Origin of the sequence: Allobosea sp. RAF48 (genome assembly GCF_052114025.1) — a bacterium.
Classification (GTDB): domain Bacteria; phylum Pseudomonadota; class Alphaproteobacteria; order Rhizobiales; family Beijerinckiaceae; genus Allobosea.
The window spans coordinates 114,278-126,026 of sequence record NZ_JBFRDZ010000001.1; the positions used below are offsets into that span (position 1 = coordinate 114,278).

At 66.4% G+C, this 11,749-nt stretch carries 11 protein-coding genes; 4 read left to right on the top strand and 7 right to left on the bottom strand.

The features are described from left to right. Positions 1 to 12 precede the first annotated feature (12 nt). The gene (locus AB4Z10_RS00575; protein WP_441468419.1) at positions 13 to 1,053 is read left to right on the top strand and encodes an aspartate carbamoyltransferase; all 1,041 of its coding nucleotides are present in this window, start codon (positions 13 to 15) and stop codon (positions 1,051 to 1,053) included. Positions 1,054 to 1,968: 915 nt separating this feature from the next. Here the strand turns inward: AB4Z10_RS00575 and AB4Z10_RS00580 are convergent. The 5 genes from AB4Z10_RS00580 to ccrA all read right to left on the bottom strand — a co-directional run bounded on the left by AB4Z10_RS00580 (position 1,969) and on the right by ccrA (position 7,593). Beyond that, positions 1,969 to 2,706 carry an SIMPL domain-containing protein gene (locus tag AB4Z10_RS00580; protein WP_441468420.1) on the bottom strand — a complete coding sequence of 246 codons (738 nt, stop codon included), beginning with the start codon at positions 2,704 to 2,706 and terminating at the stop codon, positions 1,969 to 1,971. Positions 2,707 to 2,823: 117 nt separating this feature from the next. Continuing rightward, positions 2,824 to 4,512, bottom strand: a complete 1,689-nt coding sequence (locus AB4Z10_RS00585; protein WP_441468421.1) for an acyl-CoA dehydrogenase family protein — start codon at positions 4,510 to 4,512, stop codon at positions 2,824 to 2,826. A 94-nt stretch (positions 4,513 to 4,606) separates the two neighbouring features. After that, on the bottom strand, positions 4,607 to 5,485 hold the full coding sequence (locus AB4Z10_RS00590; RefSeq protein WP_441468422.1) for a DMT family transporter: 879 nt from the start codon (positions 5,483 to 5,485) through the stop codon (positions 4,607 to 4,609). Positions 5,486 to 5,581: 96 nt separating this feature from the next. Further along, entirely contained in the window at positions 5,582 to 6,241 is a 660-nt protein-coding gene (locus AB4Z10_RS00595) for a glutathione S-transferase family protein (RefSeq protein ID WP_441468423.1), read from the bottom strand. 80 nt (positions 6,242 to 6,321) lie between these two features. Next, complete coding sequence (gene ccrA / locus AB4Z10_RS00600; RefSeq protein ID WP_441468424.1) at positions 6,322 to 7,593, bottom strand: crotonyl-CoA carboxylase/reductase; 1,272 nt, start codon at positions 7,591 to 7,593, stop codon at positions 6,322 to 6,324. A gap of 214 nt (positions 7,594 to 7,807) precedes the next feature. Here ccrA and AB4Z10_RS00605 point away from each other — a divergent pair, with 214 nt between their 5' ends. Next, on the top strand, positions 7,808 to 8,110 hold the full coding sequence (locus tag AB4Z10_RS00605) for a hypothetical protein (RefSeq protein WP_441468425.1): 303 nt from the start codon (positions 7,808 to 7,810) through the stop codon (positions 8,108 to 8,110). Positions 8,111 to 8,113: 3 nt separating this feature from the next. Here the strand turns inward: AB4Z10_RS00605 and AB4Z10_RS00610 are convergent, their stop codons facing one another. After that, positions 8,114 to 9,055 carry a PLP-dependent cysteine synthase family protein gene (locus tag AB4Z10_RS00610; protein ID WP_441468426.1) on the bottom strand — a complete coding sequence of 314 codons (942 nt, stop codon included), beginning with the start codon at positions 9,053 to 9,055 and terminating at the stop codon, positions 8,114 to 8,116. 71 nt (positions 9,056 to 9,126) lie between these two features. On the opposite strand from AB4Z10_RS00610, the gene AB4Z10_RS00615 reads away from it, so the two are divergent. Then, the gene (locus AB4Z10_RS00615; protein ID WP_441468427.1) at positions 9,127 to 9,588 is read left to right on the top strand and encodes a MarR family winged helix-turn-helix transcriptional regulator; all 462 of its coding nucleotides are present in this window, start codon (positions 9,127 to 9,129) and stop codon (positions 9,586 to 9,588) included. Here AB4Z10_RS00615 and ubiG read toward each other — a convergent pair. Beyond that, complete coding sequence (gene ubiG / locus AB4Z10_RS00620) at positions 9,585 to 10,346, bottom strand: bifunctional 2-polyprenyl-6-hydroxyphenol methylase/3-demethylubiquinol 3-O-methyltransferase UbiG (protein WP_441468428.1); 762 nt, start codon at positions 10,344 to 10,346, stop codon at positions 9,585 to 9,587. The two genes, AB4Z10_RS00615 and ubiG, sit on opposite strands and share 4 nt — an antisense overlap. A gap of 143 nt (positions 10,347 to 10,489) precedes the next feature. Between ubiG and AB4Z10_RS00625 the strand changes: the two genes are divergently transcribed. Then, on the top strand, positions 10,490 to 11,728 hold the full coding sequence (locus AB4Z10_RS00625) for an aspartate kinase (RefSeq protein ID WP_441468429.1): 1,239 nt from the start codon (positions 10,490 to 10,492) through the stop codon (positions 11,726 to 11,728). Positions 11,729 to 11,749: the final 21 nt, after the last annotated feature.

The window sequence follows — 11,749 nt, forward strand, 5'->3', positions numbered from 1 at the left end:
CGGAGGCCTTGGATGCAGCGCCCGAACTATCCGAGCGGGAAGGATCTGCTGAGTGCCGATGCCGTTTCGCGTTTCGACCTCGACGACATCATCGAACGCGCCGAGCGGCATCTGCGCGAGGAAGAGATGGAGAAGGCCGGACTTCCCTTCCCGGATCAGCCGCCGGCGCCGCGCCGACGCCCGAAGGTCATCGCCACCCTGTTCGACCAGCGCAGCACGCGCACGCGGCTCGGCTTCCAGGCGGCGGCGGCCCGGCTCGGCCACCAGTCGATCGACGCCTACGACACGGACCGCAGCCGCATCGGCAACAGCACGGGTGAATCCATCGAGGACCACATCCGGACCGTCGAGCTCTACAGCGACCTGCTCGTGGTCCGTTCGCATCTGGAGGACATGCCCTATCGCGTCGGGCGGCTGAGCTACCTGCCCGTCATCAATGCCGGCAACGGCGCCGACGAGCATCCGAGCCAGGCTCTGGTCGATATCTTTTCGATCCGGCAGATGCGCGGCGCGGTCGAGACGCTCAGCATTGCCCTGTCGAGCGATACGCGGGCGCGTTTCGCCGTCTCCTTCGTCAAGATGCTCCGGGTCTGCCCGCCGAAACGCTTCACCCTGTGCTGCCTGCCCGATGTGCCGATCAATCCGGTGATGCGCGAGGCGATGACCGTGCTGGCCGACGTCGGCACCGCCGTCGGCATCGTCCACGACATCCGCCACACGCTCGACCACGACGTTCTCAGCATCCAGATGCAGGACATGAGCAAATTCGCTCATGCCTCGCTCGGCACCGAGGCCGTCGACAAGGAAAAGGAAAGCGAGCTCTTCACCCTCAATGCCCGCAAGATCCTGGACGCCCGCTCTGACACCCTGATCCTCAACCCCCTTCCGCGCTTCTCGGAGCTCGACAGCTCATGCGACAGCCTTCCGAACGCAGGCTATTTCCGCCAGGTTCAGCTTTCGGTACCGATGCGGATGGCCATCCTGGAGCGCATGCTGCTGGGCATTCCCTGGACCGGCCAGGCCGAAAGTTTCCGGCGTTCTTCGGGTGGATAAGCGCCTATCTGGCCTCCTACCTCGCCATCGCCGTCTCGATCCGCCTTCTCGCGGGCTATCTCACCATCATCGAAATCGGCCTGCTGCGCTCGATCGGCAGCCTCGCCATCGCCGGTGCGGTTGCCTGGGCGAGCGGCAGCGGACAGCGCCGTGGCTTCCTGCCTTCGCAGCCGCGCGACGACATCATCCGCAGCGTGCTGCACCTGGCTGGTTCGCTGGCGCTGATCTGGAGCCTGTCACACCTGCCGCTGGCGCTCGTCACCACCGTCGAGTTCACCGGCCCGCTCTTCGCGGGGGTGCTGGTGTTCCTGACGCTGCGCCGGAGGCCAGGTGTCGTCCCCGCGCTTGGCCTGGCGCTTCTCGCGATCGGCGTCGGGCTACTTGTGCTGAAGCTGAACGCCGTTCCCAACAGCGACATCGCAATCGCGCTCGCAGCCGTCGCCGTCCTGACCACCACCAACCTGATGCTGGCGGGCCTCGCCGCGCGCCGCAGCACCTTGTCGATCGTGTTCCTGATGCATGCGATACAGTTGCCGCTCTACCTGCTGCTCTGGTTCTTCGTACCGGAGCAGTGGTCACCGCCCCCCCAGCCCTATCGGCTCGCCTTCCCCGCGCCGGAGCTGGCGGTGATCGGCGGGGCGGTGCTGGCGCTGATCGTCGGCGGCTTCGTCTCGCAGGCGGCGCTGGCCAATGCCTCGCGCCATGGCACGCCGCTTCAACTGTGCAGCGCAGATACGCTCCGCGTGCCGCTGATCGCGCTGGCGGCCTATCTGATGCTGGCCGAGCTGCCGCCGATGGATCTGCTTCTGCCGGGCCTTGTCGTCCTGTGCGGCGTCATTGTCGCCAGCCTGCCACAGCCGGCCGGCAAGGAGGCCCGGCACCCCGCGGGCGACATGCCAGGCCAGTTGGCGCGGATCAGTTCGCGATCTCGAAGACCACGTTGACCTGCGTGCGATAGCTGTTCTCTCCGGCCGCCAGCGGCACGAAGGCGTCGCTCGCCGCCATCTTCATCGGCCCGCCATAGGGCATCGGACGCGGCAGGCTCGACTGCTCCTCGATCGTCAGGATCCGGCCGAGCTTGATGTCGGCCGCCTCGGCAAGCGTCTTGGCCCGCGCGATGGCGTCGGCGACCGCGAGCTTGCGCGCCTCGGTCAGCGTCGGCTTGAGATCGTCCTTTACGAAGACGATGCCGCCGCCCTGGTTGACGCCCAGCGTCACAGCCTTGTCGAGGATAGCGCCCGCATCCGCCAGCTTGCGGACCCGAACGGTCAGGCCATTGCTGACGGTGTAGCCTGTGATTTTCGGCTCGACATTGCGCTCCTTGCCGGGCTGGGCAAAGCGCGGCTGAATGCTCAGGCCCGAGGTCTGCAGGTCGCGCTCCGCGATACCCGCCTCCTTGAGCGCCGCCAGCACCTGCTTCATCGCATCGCTGCTGGCGGTGAGCGCGGCGCGCGCGGTCTCGCCCTCGCGCAGCACGGTCAGATTGAGGATCGCCATGTCCGGCGCAACGCCAACCTCGCCCTCTCCGGTCACGCTGATGCGCGGCGGCTGCTGGCCGGCGGGATTCTGCTGAGCCATCGCAGGGGCGGAGAGCCATGCGGCGGCGCCGACAAGCACGGTTCCGGCCAGAGCGAAGGCAAGGCGGTTCGACATGATGACTCCCGATTCAGTCCGGCCTCCATCGGCCGGCGCATCAACCGAGCAGGCACATCTTGTCGAAATTATCACGGTACGGCCCGACTGGATGTCCGCCCGCGGCTTGGGCGTGGCCTATTCCTCCACGAGCCGGCGCGCGATCACCTGCGCCTGAATCTCGGCAGCGCCCTCGAAGATATTGAGGATGCGGGCGTCGCAGAGCACGCGGCTCACCGGATATTCCAGCGCGAAGCCGTTGCCGCCATGGATCTGGAGCGCGTTGTCGGCCGCCGCCCAGGCAACGCGGGCGCCAAGTAGCTTGGCCATGCCAGCCTCGAGATCGCAACGCCGCTCGGCATCCTTTTCGCGGGCGGCGAAATAGGTGAGCTGGCGCGCGATCAGGATCTCGGCCGCCATCATGGCGAGCTTGTCGGCGACACGCGGGAAGGCGATCAGCGGCTTGCCGAACTGGATGCGTTCCTGGGCGTAGCGCAACCCGAGATCAAAGGCCGACTGCGCGACGCCGATGGCGCGCGCTGCGGTCTGGATGCGCGCCGCCTCGAAGGTCTGCATGAGTTGCTTGAAGCCTTGCCCCGGCACGCCGCCGAGCAGATTCTCACCCTTGACCGCGAAGCCGTCGAAGGCGAGCTCGTATTCCTTCATGCCGCGATAGCCGAGCACTTCGATCTCGCCGCCGGTGAGGCCCGCGACGGGGAACGGGTCTTCATCGGTCCCGCGCCGCTTCTCGGCGATCAGCATCGAGAGGCCCTTGTAGCCGGGCTCCGACGGATCGGTGCGGACGAGCAGCGTCATGATGTCGGCGCGGACGGGATGGGTGATCCAGGTCTTGTTGCCGTAGACCTTCCAGACGGCCTCCGCCCCCTCGCCTTCCCGCACCGCCTTGGTGCGCAGCGAAGCGAGATCGGAGCCGGTGTTGGGCTCGGTGAAAACAGCCGTCGGCAGAACTTCGCCGGAGGCGATCTTCGGCAGCCACTTCTCCTTCTGCTCGGACGTGCCACCGCAGAGGATGAGTTCGGCCGCGATCTCCGAACGGGTGCCGAGCGAGCCGACACCGATATAGCCGCGCGACAATTCTTCGGAGACGACGCACATCGAGACCTTCGACAGCCCCATGCCGCCGAACTCCTCGGGGATGGTCAGGCCGAAGACGCCGAGCTCGGCCATCTGCTCGACGACGGGCAGCGGGATGTATTCGTTGGCGAGATGCCATTCATGGGCATGGGGCGTGACCTCGGCGGCGCAGAAGCGGCGCATCTCGGAGCGGATCGCCTCCAGCGTCTCGTCGAGGCCGGGATCGCCGACGCTGGCGGAGCCGTCGCTCTGGCTGAACAGCGCAACGAAGCGGGCGCGGTTCTCCGGCGTGTTGCCCTCGGCGATCAGCGCCTCCGCCGCAACCGAGCGGGCGGCCGAAACAGCCTTCTGCGAGAGGCCGAGCGCCGACAGGCGCACGATCTCGCCCTGGCTCATCGGGATGCCACCGAAGATCTGAGCGGCGTATTCGCCGGCGCCGATCCGCAGCGCATAGTCCTCGATGGCGCCGTAGCGCGCTTCAGCCTGCAGGCGCTCGCCATAGGCCTTGAGCTCCCGCAGCGCCGTGACATAGGTCGCGAGCCAGGACAGGCCATGGGCGGCGTGCTGCTCCGCCTCGAGCCGTGCCGACGAAACCCGGCCGTCGACGAGCACCTTCTGCCGCACTGCGGCGACAGCATCCGCGAACAGCGCCTCGAAGCCCGGCAGGGCAGCGGCGATCAGCGCGACCGCATCGGCCTGATTCTCAGATTTGACGGCGGTATTTGCGCTCATGGTTTCGGCCTCCCTTTGTTGCGACGCAGCATAAGAGGAGTTCCAGCGAAACCGAAATCCTCCTTTTTGCGGAGGCGGCCGATATGACCGCTGCCTATTTCCGGCTGGCGAGCGCAACGCCCAGGACGGTGACCGCCATGCCGCCGATCTGGAGCGGGGTCAGCGTCTCGCCGAAGAGCATCCAGGCCTCGACCGCGACCAACGCCGGCACGAGATAGAGGAAGGTCGCGATGCGCGAGACCTCACCGCGGCGGATCATGAACAGATAGAGCCAGATGCTGCCGATCGAGAGCACGATCACCGACCAGGCGAGGACCAGCAGCATGGTCAGGTTCCATTCGATCCGCATCGGCTCGAACAGGAAGGCGAAGGGCATCACGATCAGCGCTGCCGCGGTGTACTGGATCGCGGTCATCGTGCGCAGGTCGCCGGAGACGATCCGCGCCTTCTGATAGAAGGAGCCGAACGTCACCGCGAACATGCCGCCGACATTGATCAGCATCGGCGCGAGCACACCCCAGAGAGCGACCGGCTCGACTCCGGCGAGCTGCGGCTGCAGCACCAGCGCGATGCCGAGGAACCCGCAGGCGATGCCGAGCCAGCGCATGCCGGAGATCCGCTCTCCCACCAGGACCGGTGCAAACAGCGCCGTCAGGATCGGCTGCAATCCCGCGATCAACCCGGAGATGGCCGCCGGCAGGCCGTGGCGGACCGCCCACCAGACGCCGGCGAGATAGATGCCGTGCAGCAGGATGCCTGTGATGGCGATGTCCAGCACCGCGCGCCGCCCGCGTGGCCAGGGCGCGCTGGTGGTGAGCGCGATCGCGGTCAGGAGAGCTGCGGCGGTGGCGAAGCGAACGACAAGGAAAGTCAGGGCGTCGGCATAGCGGGCCGAATAGCCAGCCACCACCCAGCCTGTCGACCACAGGAAGGTGAAGAGCAGCGGCATCGCGCGCAAAAGCAGGGGCGGCATGGGAACCCGCAAGGCAATCGGAAACAGCCGTCTCTAGCCCGGTTCCGCCGGTCGCGACAGGCCGTCAGCGCCGCCAGGCCATGCCGGGACCGTCTGTCAGTCCCGGTCCGGAGCGCCCGGCGGGAAGAGCTTGCGGTAGGGCCTGGCCTCGTCGACCGCCTGCGCGAACGAGGGCCGGGCCAGGAGGCGGGCGCGATAGGCGCGGACATGGCCGAAGGCAGTGTCGATCTCGTGGACCCAGTCGGCATAGAATAGCGCCGGTGCCGCCGCGCAATCGGCCAGGGTGAAATCCTCGCCGCAAGCCCATTCGCGCTCGGCCATCGCCCCGTCGAGCCAGCGATAGGCGTCGTCAAGCTGCTCGCGCGCCTGCGCAACGCCGTAGGGATCGCGCTCCCCGGCCGGCCGCAGGTGATCGAGGACGATCTTCTGCATCGGCGTCATCACGTAGTTGTCGAAGAAGCGATCCATCATCCGCGCCGCGAGCGCGGCCTTGGGATCATCCGGCAAAAGCCGGACGGGGCCCGGATGACGGAGGGCGAGATGCTCGATGATGACACTGGACTCGACGAGCGTCTCTCCGCGATCGACGAGAACGGGGAAGCGCTTCAACGGCCACAGGCCAACCCATTCCGCCCCCGCCGCCGGATCATCCGGTCCGAGCACCCGATAGGTAAAGGGCGTTCCGTTCTCATAAAGCGCGATCAGTACCTTCTGGCTGTAGGATGAGAACGGATGGGCATATAGGGTCATCGCCATGGCTTCCTCCAGACCGCTTGCTTTTCGCAAGCAGTCTCTAGTGAAACCGATCTCGTTTTGCAACCAGATATGCGGCCACGCTATCCTCCCAGCGCCTCCGCCACGTCCTCATAGGTGCGCAAGCCCGTGCGCGGCGCGTAAACCAGTACGGACATGTTGCCTGGCGCGTGCTCGTTCTTCCACATCTTGTGGTGAGCGAGCGGGATCTTGTCCCAGGGGAAGACCTCGGACATGCAGGGGTCGATGCGGCGGTCGATCACGAACTGGTTGGCCGCACTCGCCTGCTTGAGATGAGCGAAATGCGAGCCCTGGACGCGCTTCTGCCGCATCCAGACATAGCGGGCGTCGAAGGTGATGTTGAAGCCGGAGGTGCCGGCGCAGAACACAACCATGCCGCCGCGCTTGGCGACGAGGCAGGAGACCGGGAAGGTCGCCTCGCCCGGATGCTCGAAGACGATGTCGACATCCTTCTTGCCGGTGATGTCCCAGATCGCCTTGCCGAACTTGCGCGCCTCCTTGGTCCATTCGGCGTATTCGGGCGAATTGACCTTGGGCATCTGGCCCCAGCAGTTGAAGTCCTTGCGGTTGATCACGCCCTTGGCGCCGAGGCCCAGTACATAGTCGCGCTTGGTCTCGTCCGAGATCACGCCGATCGCGTTGGCGCCCGACGCCGCGCAGAGCTGCACGCCGAAAACGCCGAGACCGCCTGAGGCGCCCCAGACGAGGACGTTGTCGCCGGGTTTGATGGCGTGCGGAGCGTGGCCGAAGAGCATGCGATAGGCGGTGGCCAGCGTCAGCGTGTAGCAGGCGGCCTCCTCCCAGGCGAGGTGCCGCGGCTTCTGCATGAGCTGGCGCGACTGCACCCGGCAGAACTGGGCGAAGGAGCCGTCCGGCGTCTCGTAGCCCCAGATGCGCTGGGAGGGCGAGAACATCGGGTCGCCGCCATTGCACTCCTCATCGTCGCCATCGTCCTGGTTGCAGTGGACGATGACCTCGTCGCCGACCTTCCAGCGCTTCACCTTGGAGCCAACGGCCCAGACGATGCCGGCGCAGTCCGAGCCGGCGACGTGGAACGGCGCCTTATGAACGTCGAAGGGCGAGATCGGCTGGCCGAGGCCAGCCCAGATGCCGTTGTAGTTGACGCCGCCGGCCATCACGAGGAGCAGGACCTCCTCTTCGCCGATCGTCCAGGTTGGCACGACCTCGACCTGGAAGCTCTCCTGCGGCGGCCCGTGGCGTTCGCGCCGTATGGCCCAGGCGTACATCCTTTCGGGGACATGGCCGAGCGGCGGCAATTCGTCGAGCTCGTAGAGATCCTTGAGCGGCTTCACGGCGGCCTGCGATTGCGACATGGTCGTCCTCCCTGCTCTCATCCGTCCTTGACCGAGCCTGGGCGGGTCCAGCGGATGTGGATGCCGATCATGCACCATATGCTGCGCTGCGCCATTGATCTAAGGAATTACACTGCGGCGCAAAATTCTCCCCCGACGCCGGCCTGCCAGGGCGCTTGCGCTTTCTTCACCCTTCCAGGCGATCTTCGGTGCGGCGCGGCCAGGAGAGGAACCCATGCGCAGTCTGCTAATGATGGTCGGCCTGCCTGATCTGCCGCTGCTTTCCGTCATCCTCATCGTCACGATGATCGTCCTCACCGTGCTCCTGTTGGGTTGGATTTCCGACTTGCTGCTCGGAAATGCCGGCTTCGGCGCGCTGTTCAACGCCGGGCTGATCCTTGTCGGCGGCTTTGCCGGCGCCTGGCTGTGGCATCGCTTCGGGTTCCCGACGCGCATGGATCCCAATGCCCTGCGGGCAGCGATCGCACTCGCATCGGGCCTCGTCCTGCTTGTCGCTGCTGCCGTGTTCAGGCCGTAAGCATCAATCCGGCAGCGCCGCGGCGAAGCTGTTCAGATACTTCATGCCGGTGTCGCACATGACGGAGACGATGGTCGCGCCCGGCCCGAGCCGCTTCGCCAGGCGCAGCGCCGCGACGACGTTGCCGCCGGTCGAGGTGCCAGCGAACAGACCCTCCTCCCGCGCCAGCCGCAGAGCCATTGCCCTCGCCTCGTCCGTCGAGACGGCCTCGATCGCATCGACGAGGTCGGTCCGCCAGAGCGGCACCACATAGCCGGCGCCGATGCCGTCGATCTTATGGGCGCCGGTGGGCCCGCCCGATAGCACCGCCGATTCCGCCGGCTCGATCGCGACAAGCGCGATGGACGGGGCAAGGCGACGCAGAGCCTCCCCGGTTCCGCGCAGCGAGGCCGCCGTGCCAACGCTCTGCACGAAGCCGTCGATCCGGCCGCCGGTCTGCTCCCAGATTTCGTCGGCGAACCGGTCATAAGCGGCGAACTGGTCGATGTTGCGCATCTGATCGGTCCAGAAGGCGCCAGTCTCCGCCGCAATGATCCGGGCGGCCTCGATCATTTCCCGCGTCAGCTTCTCGGTCATACGGCCGGACTCGCTCGCGATGATCGTCAGTTCCGCGCCGAGCAAGCGCATATGGCTGAGCTTTTCGCGTGCGAAGGCGTCGGACGTCACGATGTGCAACCGGTAACCCTTCGCCGCGCAGACCTGTGCGAGCGAAACGCCCGTGCTCCCGCCGGTGTATTCGACGACGCTGCCGCCCGGCCGGAGCCGCCCATCGGCTTCGGCCGCCTCGATCATGGCGAGCGCCATGCGGTCCTTCATCGAGCCTGTCGGGTTCTCGCTTTCGAGCTTCAGCAGTAGCCGAGCACCGTCCGGGGGAACGATGCGGCGCAGGGGCAGCAAGGCGGTGCCCCCGATGCGGCTCAGAATGTCGGCAGGCGGCGTCGGCATCGCGAAATCCTCGAAATCCCACATTACATGTATATGCAATCATTGCATCTACATGTAAATTGAGATTCGCCATGCAGCGACAACGCGGATTTCGTGAGGAGGTGCGCAGGCTCGCTGCGAGCTGCGCCGGGGTGACCATTCGGCACGCAGCGCGACGGGTTACGCAAATCTACGACGAAGCGCTCAGGGATAACGGGCTGAGCGTCGCACAGCTCGGCCTGATGGCCGTGATCGCAACGAATGAAGACGACCGGATGGCAGCGCTCGCCGAGCAGGCGGGACTCGATCCCTCCACGCTTTCGCGGAATCTGCGAGCCTTGGAGCGCGACGGCCTCATCGAGATCGCAGCGGTCGAAAAGGATCTGCGCCGCCGCTCGGTCTGGCTGACGGAAGAGGGAGCCAGGCGGCTCCAGGCGGCGCTGCCGGCCTGGCAGGCGGTGCAGCAGCGCGTGGCGGAAGCGCTGCCGGCCGATCTCATTCAGCGGCTGGCGGCGGCAAACGGGACGCTCGCCGAGCCGGAGAGCGAAAGCTAGACCGCGCCGCCGCGGCTGGCGGCGAGCATGTAGTTCACATCCATGTCGCGAGCCGCGCTCCAGCGACCGGTCAGCGGATTGAAGACCACACCGGTCTGCGTTCCAAGCGTGAAGCCGTTGCCTTCGATGGCGCCGCCGAGTTCGCCCGGTGTCACGAACTTCTCCCAGTCATGCGTGCCCTTCGGCAGCCAGCGCAGCACATATTCGGCGCCGACAATGGCGAGCGCATAGGATTTCAGCGTGCGATTGATCGTCGCCATGATGAGCAGACCGTCGGGCTTCACCGCCGCGCAGCAGGCCGCGACGAAGGCCTCGACATCGGCGACATGCTCGACGACCTCCATCGCCAGCACGATGTCGAAGCGCTTGCCGGACGCGACGACCGACTCGATCGTCTCCTCGCGATAGTCGATGGCCAGGCCGCTCTTCTCGGCATGGGCGCGCGCGACGCTGACATTGGTCGGCGCCGGGTCGAGCCCGGTCACCTCCGCGCCGAGCCGAGCCAGCGGCTCCGACAGCACGCCGCCGCCGCAGCCAATATCGACCAGGCTCAGGCCGGCAAGCGCCCGCATCTGCTTGGGATCACGCCCGAAATGCGCGCAGGCTTCGTCGCGGACATAGGCGAGGCGCACCGGGTTGAACTTGTGCAGGACGGCCATGGGCCCCTTCGGATCCCACCACTCGCGCGCGATCGCATCGAAACGCGCGACTTCGGCCGGATCGATCGTCGAGCCTGTCCGCTCAGCCGCAGCCGCCATGAACCGATCCTTCCTTTATGCGATGCCACATTGACACCGCGCCTGCCGACCGTCATCTACACCCGCCCCGCCGCCAGTGCGAGGGCGACGTTTCGACCCGGCATCTTCGGCCGGGGACAGCTATCGAGAGCCCAAAGACCGTCATGGCCCGTCTGGTGATGAAATTCGGCGGCACCTCTGTCGCCAATATCGAGCGCATCAAGAACGCGGCGCGCCACGTCAAACGTGAGTTCGAAGCGGGCAACGAGGTCGCGATCGTCGTCTCGGCGATGTCGGGGAAGACCAACGAACTCGTCGGCTGGTGCAAGGAAGCGGCACAGCTCTACGACCAGGCGGAGTACGACACCGTCGTCGCCTCGGGCGAGCAGGTCACCTCCGGCCTGATGGCGATCGTGCTCAAGGAAATGGGCATTCCGGCCCGCTCCTGGCAGGGCTGGCAGATCCCGATCTACGGCTCGGACGCGCATGGTTCGGCCCGCATCGTCGATGTCGACGGCGCCGGCATCATCGCCGGCTTCGACCGCAACCGCGAGGTTGCGGTCTGCTCCGGCTTCCAGGGCGTGCATGCCGAGAGCCGCCGCATCGTCACGCTCGGCCGTGGCGGCTCCGACACCAGCGCGGTTGCGCTCGCCGCCGGCCTGAAGGCCGATCGCTGCGACATCTACACCGATGTCGACGGCGTCTACACCACCGATCCGCGCGTGGTGCCGAAGGCCAAGCGCATGGACAAGGTCTCCTTCGAGGAAATGCTCGAAATGGCCTCGCTCGGCTCCAAGGTGCTGCAGGTGCGCTCGGTCGAGATCGCGATGGTCCATCGCGTGCCGACCTATGTGCGCTCCTCCTTCGACGACCCCGAAAACCCCAATCCTGGCACCCTCATCTGCGACGAGGACGACATCGTGGAACAGCAGATCGTCACCGGCATCGCCTTCTCCCGGGACGAAGCCCAGATCACGCTCCGGCGCGTGGCCGACAAGCCCGGCGTCGCCGCGGCGATCTTCGGCCCGCTCGCCGACGCCAACATCAATGTCGACATGATCATCCAGGTCGTCTCGGACGACCAGGCGACGACCGACATCACCTTCACCGTGCCGACCGCCGATTACGAGCGCGCCAAGACGCTGCTCGAGAGCAAGCACGACGTGATCGCCTATCAGGAGATCCAGGGCGCGGCCGACGTCGTGAAGATCTCCGCGATCGGCGTCGGGATGCGCTCTCACGCCGGTGTCGCCGCCCGCGCCTTCCGGGCACTCGCCGAGAAGGGCATCAACATCCGCGCCATCACCACTTCCGAGATCAAGTTCTCGGTGCTGATCGATGCGGCCTATACCGAGCTCGCGGTGCGCACGCTGCACTCGCTCTACGGTCTCGACGCGGCCTGAGCCTTCCGGAAAACGACCTAA

Coding starts and splice junctions, on each gene's coding strand:
- ccrA (WP_441468424.1), bottom strand. CDS start 7,593: ATGTCGCAATCGCAGGCCGCCGTGAAGCCGCTCAAGGATCTCTACGAG.
- AB4Z10_RS00610 (WP_441468426.1), bottom strand. CDS start 9,055: ATGCCGACGCCGCCTGCCGACATTCTGAGCCGCATCGGGGGCACCGCC.
- AB4Z10_RS00575 (WP_441468419.1), top strand. CDS start 13: ATGCAGCGCCCGAACTATCCGAGCGGGAAGGATCTGCTGAGTGCCGAT.
- AB4Z10_RS00595 (WP_441468423.1), bottom strand. CDS start 6,241: ATGGCGATGACCCTATATGCCCATCCGTTCTCATCCTACAGCCAGAAG.
- AB4Z10_RS00580 (WP_441468420.1), bottom strand. CDS start 2,706: ATGTCGAACCGCCTTGCCTTCGCTCTGGCCGGAACCGTGCTTGTCGGC.
- AB4Z10_RS00585 (WP_441468421.1), bottom strand. CDS start 4,512: ATGAGCGCAAATACCGCCGTCAAATCTGAGAATCAGGCCGATGCGGTC.
- AB4Z10_RS00605 (WP_441468425.1), top strand. CDS start 7,808: ATGCGCAGTCTGCTAATGATGGTCGGCCTGCCTGATCTGCCGCTGCTT.
- AB4Z10_RS00625 (WP_441468429.1), top strand. CDS start 10,490: ATGGCCCGTCTGGTGATGAAATTCGGCGGCACCTCTGTCGCCAATATC.
- AB4Z10_RS00590 (WP_441468422.1), bottom strand. CDS start 5,485: ATGCCGCCCCTGCTTTTGCGCGCGATGCCGCTGCTCTTCACCTTCCTG.
- AB4Z10_RS00615 (WP_441468427.1), top strand. CDS start 9,127: ATGCAGCGACAACGCGGATTTCGTGAGGAGGTGCGCAGGCTCGCTGCG.
- ubiG (WP_441468428.1), bottom strand. CDS start 10,346: ATGGCGGCTGCGGCTGAGCGGACAGGCTCGACGATCGATCCGGCCGAA.